The 16,430-nt window shown below is 38.2% G+C and carries 15 protein-coding genes; 7 read left to right on the top strand and 8 right to left on the bottom strand.

Features of this window, described 5'->3' with window-relative positions:
- Positions 1-221: 221 nt before the first annotated feature.
- On the top strand, positions 222-1,550 hold the full coding sequence (locus I6E69_RS09140) for an HD domain-containing phosphohydrolase (protein ID WP_197121097.1): 1,329 nt from the start codon (positions 222-224) through the stop codon (positions 1,548-1,550).
- Between the two features lie 74 nt (positions 1,551-1,624).
- Positions 1,625-2,644: a ferrochelatase gene (gene hemH / locus I6E69_RS09135; RefSeq protein WP_024604224.1), complete on the top strand. Its 1,020-nt coding sequence runs from the start codon at positions 1,625-1,627 to the stop codon at positions 2,642-2,644.
- A gap of 493 nt (positions 2,645-3,137) precedes the next feature.
- On the opposite strand, the gene I6E69_RS09130 is transcribed toward hemH, so the two are convergent.
- The 7 genes from I6E69_RS09130 to I6E69_RS09100 all read right to left on the bottom strand — a co-directional run bounded on the left by I6E69_RS09130 (position 3,138) and on the right by I6E69_RS09100 (position 9,790).
- Entirely contained in the window at positions 3,138-3,458 is a 321-nt protein-coding gene (locus I6E69_RS09130) for a hypothetical protein (protein WP_002962108.1), read from the bottom strand.
- Between the two features lie 9 nt (positions 3,459-3,467).
- Complete coding sequence (locus I6E69_RS09125; RefSeq protein ID WP_002962106.1) at positions 3,468-4,211, bottom strand: nuclear transport factor 2 family protein; 744 nt, start codon at positions 4,209-4,211, stop codon at positions 3,468-3,470.
- A 250-nt stretch (positions 4,212-4,461) separates the two neighbouring features.
- The gene (locus tag I6E69_RS09120) at positions 4,462-5,205 is read right to left on the bottom strand and encodes a ferredoxin--NADP reductase (RefSeq protein ID WP_002962105.1); all 744 of its coding nucleotides are present in this window, start codon (positions 5,203-5,205) and stop codon (positions 4,462-4,464) included.
- A 197-nt stretch (positions 5,206-5,402) separates the two neighbouring features.
- Positions 5,403-5,867: a transposase gene (locus tag I6E69_RS09115; protein WP_082007379.1), complete on the bottom strand. Its 465-nt coding sequence runs from the start codon at positions 5,865-5,867 to the stop codon at positions 5,403-5,405.
- A 544-nt stretch (positions 5,868-6,411) separates the two neighbouring features.
- Positions 6,412-8,010: an ABC-F family ATPase gene (locus I6E69_RS09110; protein WP_076914907.1), complete on the bottom strand. Its 1,599-nt coding sequence runs from the start codon at positions 8,008-8,010 to the stop codon at positions 6,412-6,414.
- 291 nt (positions 8,011-8,301) lie between these two features.
- Complete coding sequence (locus tag I6E69_RS09105) at positions 8,302-9,042, bottom strand: ABC transporter substrate-binding protein (RefSeq protein WP_002962095.1); 741 nt, start codon at positions 9,040-9,042, stop codon at positions 8,302-8,304.
- Positions 9,043-9,052: 10 nt separating this feature from the next.
- Positions 9,053-9,790 carry an ABC transporter substrate-binding protein gene (locus tag I6E69_RS09100; protein WP_039488792.1) on the bottom strand — a complete coding sequence of 246 codons (738 nt, stop codon included), beginning with the start codon at positions 9,788-9,790 and terminating at the stop codon, positions 9,053-9,055.
- A gap of 195 nt (positions 9,791-9,985) precedes the next feature.
- Here I6E69_RS09100 and I6E69_RS09095 point away from each other — a divergent pair, with 195 nt between their 5' ends.
- The 3 genes from I6E69_RS09095 to I6E69_RS09085 all read left to right on the top strand — a co-directional run bounded on the left by I6E69_RS09095 (position 9,986) and on the right by I6E69_RS09085 (position 13,168).
- Positions 9,986-11,230: a UPF0149 family protein gene (locus tag I6E69_RS09095; protein ID WP_197121096.1), complete on the top strand. Its 1,245-nt coding sequence runs from the start codon at positions 9,986-9,988 to the stop codon at positions 11,228-11,230.
- 196 nt (positions 11,231-11,426) lie between these two features.
- A complete protein-coding gene (locus I6E69_RS09090) occupies positions 11,427-12,023 on the top strand; it encodes a bifunctional 2-polyprenyl-6-hydroxyphenol methylase/3-demethylubiquinol 3-O-methyltransferase UbiG (RefSeq protein WP_197121095.1) in 597 nt (198 codons plus the stop codon).
- Positions 12,020-13,168 carry an HNH endonuclease gene (locus I6E69_RS09085; protein WP_197121094.1) on the top strand — a complete coding sequence of 383 codons (1,149 nt, stop codon included), beginning with the start codon at positions 12,020-12,022 and terminating at the stop codon, positions 13,166-13,168. The genes I6E69_RS09090 and I6E69_RS09085 overlap by 4 nt, the downstream gene beginning before the upstream one ends.
- Positions 13,169-14,054: 886 nt before the next feature.
- Here the strand turns inward: I6E69_RS09085 and I6E69_RS09080 are convergent.
- Complete coding sequence (locus tag I6E69_RS09080) at positions 14,055-14,558, bottom strand: hypothetical protein (protein ID WP_197121093.1); 504 nt, start codon at positions 14,556-14,558, stop codon at positions 14,055-14,057.
- A 109-nt stretch (positions 14,559-14,667) separates the two neighbouring features.
- Here I6E69_RS09080 and I6E69_RS09075 point away from each other — a divergent pair, with 109 nt between their 5' ends.
- Positions 14,668-15,069 (top strand): hypothetical protein, encoded by a 402-nt coding sequence (locus tag I6E69_RS09075; protein WP_197121092.1) that lies wholly within the window; start codon positions 14,668-14,670, stop codon positions 15,067-15,069.
- A complete protein-coding gene (locus tag I6E69_RS09070) occupies positions 15,066-16,379 on the top strand; it encodes a DUF6575 domain-containing protein (protein WP_197121091.1) in 1,314 nt (437 codons plus the stop codon). The genes I6E69_RS09075 and I6E69_RS09070 overlap by 4 nt, the downstream gene beginning before the upstream one ends.
- Positions 16,380-16,430: the final 51 nt, after the last annotated feature.

Genomic DNA, 16,430 nt, shown 5'->3' with positions numbered 1-16,430 from the left:
CTTCATCCATATAGATAACTTTATACATAACGTTTAGTCGTCTGTATGCAAATTTGCAACTTTAGTGCAGCCAAGGCCTAATATTATGCATGAGTAATTATCCACTTATTGCTAATAACTCCATTATGTAAATACCACTTAATATAAAAGGTAGGCACAAACACACCATAGAGTATTTTTTTAAGCTATTATTTAACCAGAAGTAATTTAAAGGCGACTCAATGACTCAAGTAACACCAAGCACACCAATAAATCAGGTTGATGTACTTTGCATTGATGATGATGAAATAGTACTACGCACGTTAACACGGCTACTTGAAGTAAATGGCCTGTCGGTTATTGTTTGCGATAACCCGCAAAGTGCACTAACGCTTTTTAAAAATCATGAGTTTGGTTTAATTATTAGCGATATGCGTATGCCGGTAATGAACGGTGCCGAGTTTTTAGAAAAAGCGCGTGCGCTGGCGCCCGACACCCAACGCATTTTATTAACCGGTTACGCCGACATACAAACCACCTTAGCGGCTGTTAACCAGGGCCAGATAAATGGTTATATTCAAAAGCCTTGGCAAAACGATTTATTACTTCGTAGCATTAGAGATAGCCTAGAGAAATTTGCACTAAAAAAACAAAATCAAAAATTAGAGGCACAAGTTAAAGCGCAAAACCAAGAGTTGCTAGAGCTTAATAACTCGCTTGAGCAACGAGTAGAAAAACGCACCTTACAAATCAAACAGGTTTTAAAAAAGCTTGAAGACGCCAACGAGCGCGAAAAACAAGAGCATAAATCGACCGTAGAGCTGCTATATAATTTTGTTAACGCAAACCCTTACCTAGATGGCAACAAAGCACAAAATATTGCTAATACCTGCACACAAATAGCACTTTACTTAAACTTGTCGCAAAAAAGCATTGATCTTGCCCCTATGGCTGGTTACTTGGCGCAAATAGGCTTGCTTGCTATGGATCCTGATCTTTATAAAAAACCAGTTAACCGCTTAAACGAGCAACAACGCAAAACCTTTTATACTCACCCAAGTACTGCACAATTAATGTTAATGCCAGCAATACATTTACATGACTTGTCGGATGCTATTTATTATCAGTTTGAGCGCTTTAACGGAAACGGAATGCCCAAAGGCCTTGCCGGAAACGACATACCAATAGGCGCTATGGTGCTAGGTTTAGCGCGCGACTATTGGGACGCGTTTGACCAGAGCAATGCTAGTGATGAAAAGCAGCGCCACGATGACGCACTCGAAAGTGTAAAACTTTATAGTGGATCGTTTTATCATCCTAAAATTGTACGTGCACTTGAAGCAAGCCATGCAAAACTACACGAACAAAAAAGTTCAGCAGGATCAGTGCTAATTTGTAACGCCCATGAACTCAAAGAGCAAATGGTACTGGGGCATGCTCTACACAGCCATACGGGCATAATGTTGCTGCCTAAGGGTCATGTATTTAGCCGTAAATCGATAGAAAAACTCCAACAGCTAGAATCGAAAAAACCAACCCCGTTCAGAATAATGGTGAAAACTGCTAAATGATTGATCTAAACCGCAGTTTTTTTCGTTACAATGTGCATAAAATAGATTATTGAATTTGCTTGAAGGAGCACTCTGTGTCGCGATTTTCTGCGGTTACTGACAACCCCCATGATGGGCGTTTTAACCAAAAAACGGGAATACTGCTAACTAACTTAGGCAGCCCTGATGCACCAACAGCGGCTGCGCTTCGTACATATTTACGCGAATTTTTATCAGATCCACGCATTGTAGAAATACCACGCTTGGTATGGATGATAATTTTACATGGCATTATTTTACGCGTACGCCCAAAACGTTCGGCTAAATTATACGAGAGTATATGGACCGAAAACGGCTCACCACTTACTCACATTACTCGCCAGCAAAGTGTAAAGTTAAATACCTTATTAAAAGAGCAAGGTTATACCAATACTGAAGTAGTAATGGCAATGCGTTATGGCAACCCTTCAATAGAGGCAGGCCTTGAAGAGCTTCGTGATAAAGGCTTAACGCGTATAATTATTTTACCAATGTACCCGCAATATTCTAGCCCAACTACGGGTTCTACGTTTGATGCTGTATCGAGCGTACTGCGTAAATGGCGCTGGGTGCCAGAACTACATTTTATAAATGGCTATCATAAAAACACCCGTTACATTGAGTCGCTTGCTAATAGTATTAGTGAGGATTTAGAAGCGAATGGTATGCCACAAAAAATTGTTTTTTCGTATCACGGTATGCCTAAATTGTTTTTAGAGCGTGGCGATCCGTACCATTGCCTATGTTTACAAACCACGCGTTTAGTTGTCGAAAAACTAGGCCTTGATAAAGACAAAGTAATTAGTACTTTTCAAAGTCGATTTGGTAAAGCAGAGTGGTTAAAGCCTTATACCGACGCAACCCTTGCAGCCTTACCTGATGAAGGTATTACCGATGTAGCTATTATAAGTCCTGCTTTTAGCGCCGACTGCCTAGAAACACTTGAAGAGCTAGAAGGTGAAAACCGTGAAATATTCGAAAACGCAGGCGGCGAAAAATACCGTTACATAGCGGCACTAAACGACAGAGACGACCATATAGAAGCTGTGTTTGATGTTATAAAACCTATGTTGTAACCCAAGCTTACTAAAGCTAAATATATTTCGCATTAAGCGGTGTTAAAATTAACACCGCTTTTTTTGTTTTTAGGGCTTTTAAAATTTTGTTGTAGAGGGGCAGCCATGGCAGCATGTAAAAACGTAGTTTTTAGGTGAGTAAATAATCAAAAGCTGTGCTTCTCGTGCAAGAAAGTGCTCTACAAGTCATACTCTTAAACTTTAGTATAAACACCTGTAGACGTGCAGCTTGCTGGCGTTTAAAAGCAACGCTTTTACAAAATTGTTAAGCTACATATGTATCAAAGCCTATACACAAAACAGGGAGAAGCTACGCTTCTAACGTGAGCAAGCTCTACATCTACAAAACAACGTATTACGTCAAATTAGATACAATTTTTACCGTAGACGCGCAGCTTTTTGGCGAGTAAAAACGTAGTTTTTTAATAGTAATTAAAATAAATAAAAATGTACGTTTGAGGGGAGGCAATACCTAAGCAACAGCACTTAAACGCTATCGCTTAAAGTATAAATCAATCGCTTTTGTGAGGAGCTCGTCGAGTTGTTCTTCAAATTCTTCAATATTAATATCAAAGTGCTTTAAGTAAGCCCGAGCCTGAGCAAGTGATAAATTACGGCTGTTAACGCTGTATTGTCGCTCGTCTATGGTTTTATCGTAACGTGGTAAAAATACAAATTGGCCATAAAAGGGGGATTTAATATGCTTGTTTGCAAAACGACAAAAATCTTCAATATGCTCAGCACCCTTAGGTCCAAGGCAACCTGGCTCAATGCGATACATTAAGCGAATTTTTTTGTCGTCATTTATTTGCATTTAAAGCCTTTATCTAAAAAACAGTACGCGTACTATTTTCCCATCTTTAATTTGATAACTCGAAATAAGCTCTGAGCGTTTATCAACTACGTTTTCGTCAGTTGAACAAGTTTCTGAAAGTTCGTGATCAATCACTATATCACCGTGCACTATGCGCTTAATTGGTGATGAGTGAATACACTTTAACTTTTTAAACATTAGCCCATAACGTTCTATTAGTTTTTCTTTACCTTTAAATAATAGCTCATTAGGGAAAATATAAAACTCAACATCTTCGGCATATACACGAAGAAACTCTTCAATGTTACGTGCGTTATATGCTTTAACTAGCTGCTCTACCACAGCAAGTGATTCGCGCGATTGTTTAGCTTTAGTTTGCTGCTTAACTGTAAGTGCTTCTTTTGCTTGCGTTACTGCTTTTTCAGCTTCGGCTACAGCCACTGCTTTTTCTATTTTATTTTTAGGCTTTTCAGCAGGTTTAATTTGCTCGTTACCTAATACTTTTGAATCGTCTGGTTTAGTCGCATCAATTGTTGGCTTTTTAAGCTCTGGCGCTTTGTATTCAAGCGTATTTACTTTGTCGTCAGTGTTGGTTTGAGTTACTGATTGCTCATTTTCAACTTTTGGCTTTTCAACGCTTGTTTGAGCTTCAACTTGCGGCTCTTTTTGCTCAGGCTCGCTTTGCTCTGCAGCATAAGTAATTAGCGCAACGGTAGTGACTAATGAGGCTAAAATAATAGATAACGGTTTCATAACTTTCCTAAAATGAACACTAAATACGTGTAATACCAATTACATTAAATAGGCGATCTATTATAGCGTTAAAAAATAGCGCAATAACAACGCGAAAATTGTGACATATAGTTGTTCTATATGAATAATTTTTAACGCAGTTAGTGAGTTATTTAATGCGATAGAATGATCATATTTTTGATAAAATTAGTATAAGGGTGCAACATAGCAAATTTTAACGTTATCGGGTAGTTAATACCACCACTGAAGCCTACCAGTACTGCTCTACGGTAATATTGCCGGGGTTTTTACGGCGGTTACGCGTAAAGTTTTTATCGAGAAGTAGCGCGGTTGTGTCTTTTACCATTTGTGGATTTCCGCAAATCATAAATTGCGCGTTACTAGGCTCAGGGTTTAATTTTACATATTCAAACAAGCGGTTGCTCTCAATTGCGTTAGTAATTCGCCCACTTAAGCCTTGTAATGGCTCCTCTCTACTTACAACCGGAATATAGTTGAGTTGTGCTGGGTACACTCTTAATAGCTCGTTAATAAGTGCCTGATAGCTTAAGTCGTTATTAAACCGTACGCCATGCACTAAATTTATAGTTTTGTATTTTTTCCATACATCGGGCTGTTGTAATATCGATAAAAAAGGGCCTATGGCAGTGCCAGTCCCTAACATCCAAAGCTGATCACTTTGTGGTATTTCATCAAGGGTAAAAAAGCCGGTTGCGTGTTGTTCTATTAATACTGTGTCGCCAGGTTGTAAGGTAGCTAAACGAGGAGAAAGCAAACCGTCAATTACGTTAATAAGATAAAATTCGAGATCGGGGTTTTCAGGGGCATTCACATATGAATAAGCCCGAGCAATACGTTTGTCGCCATCCATTATTGAAAGCTTTGTAAATTGACCAGCTTTAAACGGCTCTACGTTTGCATTAACGGTTAAGCTAAAGAGTGTTTCGCTCCACCACGTGACATTTTTTACTGTTGCTTCAACCCAATTAGACATAGTTACCTCTTGGTTTAGCTATTAAAGTTTTAAATAATTCACTCCATCAACATTAGCATTAAGTGACAAAGACTTACAGGAGAATATGACTAGATTTAAAGCAGTGATGTGTGCAGAATTTACCAATAAAATAATGTGAATAATTAGCATCTGCGATGCTGTACACGTAGAGCTTGGTCACGCGAGAAGCGCAGCTTCTAATTACTTAACTCATGATCACAAAGATAAACACAATCCCAAAATGGATATTCACCAACATCATTTACAAGCTCAGCGCGTAACGGATTTGAAATGATATAGCGTGCTTGGTTAATTAAATCATCTTCTGCTCTAAGCTGGTGCTCAAAATAGTTTTGTTGCCAAACTGGCCCTGTAGAGCAATTGAGCTTATTTATTTTCACAGTGGTAATGCTTTTATACTGCTTCATAACATCAGCAAGCGGTAAATCTTTCAATTGAAATAACCAATGAAGATGATCTGGCATTAAGGTATAACAAATTGTATGCACCTTATTTTGCATATAAACCAAGCCTCTTGTCGCAGTACATGCATTTTCAAAGTTCTTAAATAACGGAATTCTTTGTTTTGTGCATATTGTTACAGAGTAAAATTTATTTTTAGAAGAGTGGCGCCCAACTAATAATTTTTTAGAGGAGTACATAAAGGTTTTAATTTATTGGTTTTTATAAATATAGATAAAAAAGGGTGTTCAACAAGTTAAATTAAACCACAGCGTTAAGTTTCACGGTGGGCGTAAAGCTTGCTCACGCGAGAAGCGTAGCTTCTAATTACTCAATCACCCATTTTAAAAACTGCGTTTTTAAACGCCAGCAAGCTGCACGTCTACAAGTTAAATCAAACCGCAGTGTTAAATTTTGTGGTAGGCGTAAAGCTTGCTCACGCGAGAAGCGCAGCTTCTAATTACTCAATCACCCATTGTAAAAACTGCGTTTTTAAACGCCAGCAAGCTGCGCGTCTACAAGTTAAATCAAACCGCAGTGTTAAATTTTGTTGTAGGCGTAGAGCTTGCTCACGCGAGAAGCGCAGCTTCTAACTACTCAACCACCTATTGTAAAAACTGCGTTTTTAAACGCTAGCAAGCTGCGCGTCTACAGGGGTTATGGCCTCTAAAAATTTAACTATTCACCACACATAAAAAAACGGCGCTAAATTTAGCACCGTTTTTATAAGCAATAAGAAAAAATTTACGCTTTTTTCTCTTCACAACTTGCTAGGTATTCGTCAAACGTACCTTGGAAGTCGATTACTTTTTTATCTTTAATATCAATGATACGTGTAGCTAATGACGAAACAAACTCACGGTCATGGCTTACAAAAATAAGCGTACCTTGGAAATCTTTTAACGCGTTATTAAGCGCTTCAATGGCTTCCATATCCATGTGGTTAGTTGGTTCGTCCATAACAAGCACGTTAACGTCTTGCATCATTAACTTACCAAATAACAGGCGGTTTTTTTCACCACCAGAACAGTTACGCGCTTTTTTGTTTGAATCGTCAGCTGTAAACAACAAACGGCCTAGCATGCCACGAACCATTAAATCGTTGTGCTTAGCTGTACGCCATTGCGACATCCAATCAAATAACGTTAAATCGTTATCAAAATCTTTAGTGCTGTCTTGCGGGCAATAACCAAAGCTCGCATTTTCAGACCATTTAATTTCGCCTTCATTACTTTTAAGCTCGTCTACTAAACAGCGTAAAAATGTAGTTTTACCAACACCATTTTCGCCAATTACAGCAAGCTTAGCGCCAGCTTCAAGTAAAAAGTCGCCGCCGCTAAATAACGTTTCGCCATCAAAACCATGGCCAAGCTTATTAACTTCAAGCGCCTGACGATACATTTTTTTACCTTCGTCAAACGAAAGCGACGGGCTCATACGGCTTGAAGATTTAACTTCATCAAGCTTAATTTTATCCATTTTTTTAGCACGCGAACTTGCTTGCTTAGCTTTTGAAGCGTTAGCACCAAAACGGTTAACAAAGTCTTGTAGCTCGTCAATTTCAGCGCTCTTTTTAGCGTTTTCAGCTAAAAGTTGCTCGCGTTGTAAGCCCGCAGCTTCTAAAAATTTCTCATAGTTACCAGGGTAAATACGCAGCTCACCGTAATCAATATCGGCCATGTGTGTACATACCGAGTTTAAAAAGTGACGGTCATGCGAAATAATAATCATCGTACATTTACGTTTGTTAAGCTCGTTAGCAAGCCACGTAATTGTATGAATATCCAAGTTATTGGTAGGCTCATCAAGTAGTAAAATGTCAGGGTTTGCAAATAACGCCTGTGCTAAAAGCACACGTAGTTTCCAACCTGGGGCAACGTTTGCCATTAAACCGTAATGAAATTCTTTATCGATACCCGCTTCAAGCAAAATTTCTTCAGCGCGGCTTTCTGCCGTGTAACCGTCCATTTCAGCAAATACACTTTCAAGATCGGCAACTTTCATACCGTCTTCTTCGCTCATTTCTGGTAACGAGTAAATACGTTCGCGTTCTTGCTTTACTTTCCAAAGCTCCACGTCGCCCATAATTACCGCGTCTACAACGCTGTATTGCTCAAAAGCAAACTGGTCTTGGCTTAGGTTACCTACTTTTAACCCTGGAGTAATAGATACATTACCCGCACTTGGAACAAGCGCACCGCTTAAAATTTTCATGAAAGTCGACTTGCCGCAGCCGTTAGCGCCAATTAAACCGTAACGGTTACCGTTACCAAATTTAGCTGAAATGTTTTCAAACAACGGCTCTGCGCCAAACTGCATCGTAATATTTGCGGTGGAGATCAAAAAAGGTAATCCTAGATTAGTACTGACAGGAGTACGCTGCAGCAAAACGCCACAAACAAGAACCAGACAATAGGGTAAATTAGCTGGCGAATTATACAGATCAGCCACAACGAATGAAAGATAAAAGGCAGCTAATTTATAACCAAGTAAAAATAACGGCAATTCTCGGTTTTAAGTCACTATTTTTAACGTATGTAGCGTTGAATGTACTTACAGCCACAATGTAAATAATTACTAATGCCAAGCAATATTAAAGAGGGGGCGCCAAATAGCTAAGTTATTAGCTATGTTTTAATGCATAGGTTGGTAAATTGACTTTATAGCCGCCTCGTTTTTGGTAATTAACTGATTAACAGTCGCCACGTCATCAAGTGTTAGCGACTCCTTGCTTAGCATAAAGTGCACATTGTTAACGTTAATCGGTGTAATAGTTTTTACCTGCGAAATTGAGGAGTGTTTTTTCACAAAGTACTGCGCAACTACGGAGTCTTCAATAACATAGTCGATTCGTTTTTTATCTAACATGCTAAATCGATTATTTGCTTGAGCAGTAAGCACGACCTGTTTTGAATATTTGGTTTTGAGTTGTTCAAGCTCGTCACCAAAAAAGCTTCCTCGGTTAATACCTGCTGTAAAATCTTGACTAAAAAGATCAGCCAAGCTGGTTACATCAGCCGAATCTTTATGTTTATAAAGCAGCATTATTTCTTCGCGATAAGGCAAACTAAAGTGCGCATATTGAGCACGTTGCTCTGTATAACTTGCCGCGTAGGTTATATCTACTCGACCATTTTTAAGCTCAGCTTGAACACGCGAAAAACTCGGAAAATAAGTCCATTTAATACAAAATTTTGAATCTTTAAAAATAGCCCTAACAGCATCCACTTCTGTGCCTAAAAATGTATCACCTTGTTTTACAAGATAAGGCGGCCAATTAGTTTCGTTAGTGCCCATTACCAATGTTTTAGTACACGCAAGGGCGTTAAACTGAGTAAATAGCAGCGTTGTAAACGCTAAAAATAAAGTTTTCATTACGCTCCTACTATTCAAACAGCGCTTTTAGTGCTGTTTTGTTTTTATTTATGTGCTCATTAATTATTGCAAGCTCAGTAACCGACACCGTTTGTTTGCTAAACATTAAATAAATATCGTCTTTATTTACATGCTCAATGTCGGTTACTAATTTGATATTTGAGCCTTTTTTGCCAAAATAAGCACCCACTAACTCGTCTTCAATAGCAAAATCAATACGTTGTTTATTAAGCATTTCAAAGCGTTTACTGGTTGCACTGGTGTATTCAATCTGCTTTTTATATTTAGTTTTATATTGCTCAAACTCCTCGCCGTAATAGCTTCCAAAGTTAGCGCCAACAATAAAGCCTTGTTTAAAAATGTCTTCGAGGTTTTTAACACTATGCTGATTATTTTTGTTTTCGTATAAACGCATAACCTCAGTTCGGTAGTTATCACTAAAGTGCACATATTTAGCGCGCTCGTCTGTATAACTTGCAGCCCACCCTAAATCAATACGGCCGTATTTAAGCTCAATAAAAGCCCGCTTAGAATTTGGCAGTAACTTAACTTCAAAACAAAAAGGGGAGTCAGCAAATATAATGTTGAGTGCATCAACCTCCGAGCCTTGCAGCTTACCGTTAATGCCCATTACATAAGGCGGCCAAAAAGCATCGTGCGATGCCACGCTAAAGGTTCTTTCGCAAGCAAATACATTAAATGGAGCCGTAAACAGCAAACATAAAAATACGGTAATTAATTTATTCATTACGCCTCATAGTTATTATTTTGCTCATTATTACAACAGTATAAACCAGCTTTTGTATTTTAGCGGCACGGGTTTGTTTAAATATGTAAATAAGTCGTTAAAAATTTATTTAATGATAAAACAACCGAACTAGCGTTGTTGGTAACCTTATCTGTGGGTACACTAATAATAAATTTATACATAGCAGGGCACGTTATGTCGCCAACTAAAATTCGCAACAATGTTATAAAACTCAGTGAATTAAGCACTAAAAAACCAAACTACTATTTTATACAAGGTTATTTAATGGGGTTAGGTGTATTACCCCAAATGCTTCCCCCAAGCGAGTGGCAACCTGATTTATTTGGAGATATTAACCTTCAAAAAGAGAGCGAGATAAAATACCTCGAAAGCTTAATGGCGTTGTATAACCAAAGCATGGATAAAGTAATTCAAAACGAATTAAAAATGCCAGCAAAATGCAGCCTATCTAAGCAAGACTATCGGGATTCGCTAAAGCCGAACATGCCCCTACCAAGTTACTGTAAAGGGGTTTTACAGGCGCTTAAAAATATAAATAAACGTATGCTTGATGCAGGGCAAAAGCAGGCTCTTAATAACCTAAGCAGCGTTTTAAAAGCATTTTCTAATGAAAAAGCAGCAACAAAAGAATTTGGTGAATTTGCCCAATATAACGCCCAAGAATATAAACGTAATTATGTGTATTTTATGGCCGACGCTATTTTTGAACTTCGATTTAGTAACGACCTAACTTTAAGTGATGAAGATGAGGCTGAATTTAACAACAGCTTTTTAGACGAAGAACCAAATGAATTAGATGAGCTTGATGAATTACTTGAACTGGTACTTGCCGACACCGAGCTAAAAGCACTTGAGCCAATACAAATGTTGCTAGACATAATGGAAAGTGGGCTCATAACAAAGCAATTTATTAAAGACAACACTGGGCACTTTTGGGGCTTGCACGAAACCCGCCCTTATATGATGCTTCGCGCGCATCGAGCAAATATACACGCACTGCATGGTTATACCCAAAAAGCGCAGTCAGAACTCGAAGCGTTATTAACGCTAAACCCAAACGATAATCAAGCAAACCGCTTTTTATTAATGAACTGCCTAATCATCAATAAACAATGGGACAAGTTGGATGCTCTATTGGCCGACTTTGATTTTCAAGAACTACATGCAACAGCCAGCCGAGCGCTAAGTGCTTTTGTAAAGCATGGTGATTCAAAACCCGCTAACGATTACAAAAAAATGCTCCAGCAGCAAAATAAACACTTTATCAAAATACTCACAGGCCAAGAAAAACTAAAAGAACAACAGCCGCCATATTACAGCCCAGGCAGTAAAGAAGAAGTCGCTGTTTATCTTGATTCGTTAGGTAAGCAGGCTTGGATTTCGGTGCCTGCGAGTCTTTTTTGGTTGAGAAAAAAGTAACGAAAAACGTTTAGCGTGATTTATATCGCGCTCAGTGCTCAACATAAGCACTTAATAATAACAGCGTATTAATTTAAAAATTTCTACTTATTAAGCCTATATTTAATGCGCTTGTTCCTGTAGATTAAACAAATAATGAATGCAGTATTAACAGTATCTTAGCTGTTAAACGATTAGCCAAGGAGCGGTGAGTCTCGTGTCAAACACCACACTTACTTATTACAACCAAAATGCCAAAGCTTTTAGCGACTCAACACTTAACGTTGATATGTCGGCGCTTTATGCTGAGTTTTTACCGCACGTTGCACAGCACGGGAGTATTTTAGATGCCGGTTGTGGCAGTGCGCGCGATGCCGCATTTTTTAAAGCGCAGGGTTTCACTGTAAGTGCGTTTGATGCAAGCCCAGATCTGGCAGAGTTGGCAAGCAGTTACTTACAACAACCTGTAGCGGTTAAAACATTCCAAGAGCTAAATTGTGTAAATCAATACGACGGGATTTGGTGCTGCGCTAGTTTATTACACGTTCCAAAAGCTGAGTTACCGCAGGTGTTTTTAAACCTACAAAATGCGCTTAAACCGAATGGCGTTTTGTATGTGTCGTTCAAATATGGTGATACAGAGCGTGTGCATAACGGTCGTGAATTTACCGATTTAAATGAAAATGCTTTAACGCATTTACTTAGCGATACGCAGTTAAAAGCTATTAAACAATGGCAAAGTGTTGACAAGCGCCCAGAGCGCGAAAGTGAAGTGTGGCTAAATGCGCTTATAAAAGTAGTGCACGTTTTATGATTGGAGCAATGCAGCAACAGCTCGACTTTATTGCATATATTCAGCGAATGTTAGTTGAAGGTGAATTCACAGCTACTTATAAATATGCATTGTTACATGCAATTGCTGATGTGTGTGTAGAGCATAAAAATAGTAACCCCGAAGCTCCAATGGAAATTGAAATTGACACTTTGGTTGATAAGTTTATTCAACTGTATTGGAATCATTCGGTGCCATATGCATTGGGCACAACAGATATAATAACCAATGCCGAAGATATGTTACTTAAGCAAAATAGCTTAGGCCAAGCAAAGTTCATTACCGAGATATTTAGGCTGCAAAATGCAGGTATTAAAAGTTATAACGCTTTCAAAAATCATCAGCAATACAGCAAAGTAATAAGCTCATTACGGCGTACATTTATTGATGGGCCTCTTTGGCGCTTGCAGTTACTTTCGGGAAAAGAAGAGTGCTTTTTATATCCTCATACACTTTTAGGTAAAGGCAGAGAGCCAAAGCGAATTGTTTTAAATGTAGGTATTGCTCAGTGCTTTAGGCGTTTTTACGATTTGGTTGTGCATCTTAGTGTTACTGAATGGGTAGAAAAAGTACAAACAATAAAAGCGAATCAAACGCTATTAGGATCGCAAAGCCAGCTACAAGAGTTTTTGTTTGGTACTAATAGAACTGCTTTAAAAGTAGTTGCGCCGCTGCTTATTGATATTCAAAAAGGGCTTTGCTTTTATTGCCAAAAGCCAATGAACCTAAAAAACGAAAAAGAAACTAAAAAAACACCAGAGGTCGACCATTTTATTCCGTTTAAGCGCTATCCAAACGACTTAGCTCATAACTTTGTTGCTGCGCATGCTGATTGTAATAACAATAAGCGAGACCACCTCGCAGCATTCGCTCACCGCGACCGCTGGCTAGAACAAAACCTCGATACGCATAAAGCCGAAATTGCCAATAAACTCCAACCTTACTTTTATTGTGATTCAGATAAGTCACTTGCAGTCAGTAATTGGGCATATCAGGTTGCGCAGGCTAACAGTGCAAAGTTATGGGTAAAGAAAGGTTATTTTGAAGAGGCGGCTGGTTTTAAATATCAGCAACCAAGTACAGGGCTGGATTTAGTGGCGGAAGAAAAGCCAAGGTATGACGTGTAATACAGAATTTGTAGTTCGTGCTGTAGGTGGGAGTTTATCTCGGGCTTCTGGGTTGTAGGCGCAGAGCTTGCTCGCGCGAAAAGCGAAGCTTTTAAATTTCGGTGTAATTAATATGTAGGTGCGATTTTATATCGCGCTCATAAGTTGTTTTTTTGCTTGGGATTCAAGGGATTCAAGGGATTCAAAACCTCTATTCGAGGTTATATCGCGTTGGCGATGGCAACCAAAGGGCGGCTGCCGCCGACCGCCCTTTGGAATCCCACGGCGCACCCGAGGATCACACTTTATCTTCAACTTACGTGAATGATGTGAACGTAACCAGCGTAGATAGGCCATCCATGGCCAAGCTACGCTTTGTACAGCATTCATGCTGTAAATTACTCATCATTAACAAAGTTTCAGGTGTGAACACGGGGAATTGGAGTGTGTTGGTCGATTGGTGTTTGTAAGTGCAGGCGGGAGTTTATCTCGCGCTTTTGGGTTGTAGGCGCTGAGCTTGCTCGCGCGAAAAGCGAAGCTTTTAAACTTCGGTGTAATTAATGTGTAGGTGCGATTTTATATCGCGATCATAAGTTTTTTTTGCTTGGTATTCAAGGGATTAAAAACCTCATTCGAGGTTTTATCGCGTTGGCGATGGCAATCAAAGGGCGGCTGCCGCCGACCGCCCTTTGGAATCATACGGCGCACCCGAAGATCACACTGTATCTTCAACTTACGTTAATGATGTGAACGTAATCAGCGTAGATAGGCCATCCATGGCCAAGCTACGCTTTGTACAGCATCCATGCTGTAAATTACTCATCATCAACTAAGTTTCAGGTGTGATCACGGGGATTTCGTGTTTACATATGGAGTTCTTATTCGATTTTTAAATATAAGTTATTACTTATTTAGAAGGTGATCCAGTAAGCTTTATTTTTTTTGATAGTGATTCTAATAATTTTATTGTAACGTCCCAGTTATATCCAAATACAAATCCGAAGGCGGCAAAACCATATGGAGGAGCGCTATTTGTTGTCAAATCCAAGTTGTTTCCTGTAAGAAAAATGAAGCTACCATGAAAAAGGCTATAGGCTAAAACTCCTGTTATTGTAGTTAAAATTGGGTTTAGAAAGTAGCCATATGAGTGGATACACTCAAAGTTTTTTGAAATTACTAAATGTCTGTGAATGGAAGTTATACTAAGGATCGCTCCTCCTAAAATTGCTCCTGCAATACATGATATAAACGCATTAAAGTTAAATTTTTGCTCAGGTTCTATAATGTCACCAGGTAAGATTAAGGATGTGTTGAACCAGACGTCAAATAATAATGAACATGCAAGGATGGTATAGCTACTAACAAATATACATATAAGTACAATTAACATACTTTTAAAAAAATATTTCAACTTAAACTCCATTTTAATTCATATAAACATATGTTACTTTCGAGAGATTGAATATAATGTTTATTAGCTCCAAATCAAAGCATTATAAATAATAAGGATATTTATTAGTATGTTACATAGTGATTATCAGTGGCCAATTACTTTTCCTGAAAACGTCCCAGATGATAGCGCCATTCCTGCATGCGGAGAGGCTTACCGCTTAGTTAGTGCAATCCCCCCTACAAGCGATGATTTTAAAATTTATAAGGAAGATAACCCAAGTTTTAAGCCATCAAAAGACGACAAAAAGTATTCTTTTGGTGTCTCATTTTGGTCTACACTAGATATGGCTCGTGAAATCAAGAGGCGATACCCAAAACCTAATCAATTCGGCAATAAAAAAATAGCTCTAGTTAGCTTTAAGAAAGAGATCGGTATGATTGCTATTGATAAGCCAACAGATTTTCATGTTAGTTTATGGAAACAGAGCGGTTACTGTCCATCAAGCTGCTTTGTGAAGGAAGAGCTATGAGTACTTCTATCCCACGAGATACATTTTTAGGGAAATTAAATTTCTATGAAGTTTATGATGACTTTATGGGCCCAAAATGTTTTACGTTAAAAAACCAATTTGGACAAATATATTTAGTATATTGGAATGGAGACTTTGAAGGGTACTCAGAATGGCTTTATATATTAATATCTGAAGAAAGAATAGATGCTGTCACACGACAAGAGTTGTCTTTGAGAGAAGCATTTAAATATCCTGAGAGCAGCCAATTAATAATAGTAAAGACATTTGATTGTGAATCAAAAAAATATCAAATTGATATTCAACTTGAATTTGATGATGATTTACTCCCGCCAAAAAATATCTATATTAACCCTGAGACGATAAAACCTTACATGCCCGAATCTGCATGGGGTTTCAAATTAAAGATAGCCAAAAAAAATAAAAAACATGAAGCTCCAGAGAGAACTGTTGTAACAAAAATAATGGATTCGTTTAGTGAGCTAATTGAATCATTAATGGATAATTTAATTAATGATAAGTCTATTCCGCGCCTATATCCTTTATCAGCTAGCTTTGGTTCTTTTGAAGTAAGTTTAAAAACAAGTCACAAAGAACACGCCGCAATAGCTATGGAACAATTGAGTGCACTCTTAGATGATCCAAAAGAAATAGAGAGTAAATTACACGAACTTAACTTAGATCCATATCGGTTACAGCAACTACTTGAATCGGTTCGCGATAATAATGTAGTACTTAAATTAACACCTAAGACTACAAGTTACCTAAAAAAACCTTTTGAACTAGGTAAATTAGGCACTTCGGATTTAATTGAAAGATTAAATACCAGTACAGTATCATTTATAGATTCGTATAAAGTACCGCAGGCAAATAACTTAGAAAGACTCATCGACATTATTACTAGAAAAGTAAAGGGTGAATATTTAACGTATACAAATGTTGAAGGTTTGAACTCAAAAAGACAGCTGCAATATTATTTAAAAGCAGCTGTGTGCATGGGGCTTCTAAATGAAAATAATACAGTTGCTTCTACAGGCCGCTTTTTAGCATCTATAGAAAGTAGAGAAGGGCAATATCAATTCCTAGCCGATAGATTCGAAAGTGCTGAATTTGGTTGGGCTTGGATGAAATGGGCTGGAGTTAAAACTATACGAGAGTTAGAGCCTGAATCTGCAGCTTTATTCGTAAAGGATTCTGTAAAGGGGCTTAATGATAATACTAGTTTTAGGCGTTCGTCTTGTTTATCTACTTGGTTAAAGATTTTACAAAAACATAGCCGAGAATATTCAGCTATAAATTTAGATAAATAGTTTTCTCTTAATCATATGCTTTTGATTAGGGCTTATCCATTGCAAATGTTA

It is taken from the genome of Pseudoalteromonas sp. NZS100, from assembly GCF_015864815.1.
Lineage (GTDB): Bacteria > Pseudomonadota > Gammaproteobacteria > Enterobacterales > Alteromonadaceae > Pseudoalteromonas > Pseudoalteromonas distincta.
The sequence above is the reverse complement of the archived record's forward strand: the minus strand, read 5'-3'. Positions and strand labels throughout refer to the sequence as shown.

What these genes read in the sequence shown, in the direction of transcription:
- I6E69_RS09130 (WP_002962108.1), bottom strand. Translation starts at nt 3,458, where the DNA reads ATGCAAATAAATGACGACAAAAAAATTCGCTTAATGTATCGCATTGAG.
- I6E69_RS09095 (WP_197121096.1), top strand. Translation starts at nt 9,986, where the DNA reads ATGTCGCCAACTAAAATTCGCAACAATGTTATAAAACTCAGTGAATTA.
- I6E69_RS09085 (WP_197121094.1), top strand. Translation starts at nt 12,020, where the DNA reads ATGATTGGAGCAATGCAGCAACAGCTCGACTTTATTGCATATATTCAG.
- I6E69_RS09105 (WP_002962095.1), bottom strand. Translation starts at nt 9,042, where the DNA reads ATGAAAACTTTATTTTTAGCGTTTACAACGCTGCTATTTACTCAGTTT.
- I6E69_RS09125 (WP_002962106.1), bottom strand. Translation starts at nt 4,211, where the DNA reads ATGAAACCGTTATCTATTATTTTAGCCTCATTAGTCACTACCGTTGCG.
- I6E69_RS09100 (WP_039488792.1), bottom strand. Translation starts at nt 9,790, where the DNA reads ATGAATAAATTAATTACCGTATTTTTATGTTTGCTGTTTACGGCTCCA.
- I6E69_RS09115 (WP_082007379.1), bottom strand. Translation starts at nt 5,867, where the DNA reads ATGTACTCCTCTAAAAAATTATTAGTTGGGCGCCACTCTTCTAAAAAT.
- I6E69_RS09070 (WP_197121091.1), top strand. Translation starts at nt 15,066, where the DNA reads ATGAGTACTTCTATCCCACGAGATACATTTTTAGGGAAATTAAATTTC.
- I6E69_RS09140 (WP_197121097.1), top strand. Translation starts at nt 222, where the DNA reads ATGACTCAAGTAACACCAAGCACACCAATAAATCAGGTTGATGTACTT.
- I6E69_RS09075 (WP_197121092.1), top strand. Translation starts at nt 14,668, where the DNA reads ATGTTACATAGTGATTATCAGTGGCCAATTACTTTTCCTGAAAACGTC.
- I6E69_RS09120 (WP_002962105.1), bottom strand. Translation starts at nt 5,205, where the DNA reads ATGTCTAATTGGGTTGAAGCAACAGTAAAAAATGTCACGTGGTGGAGC.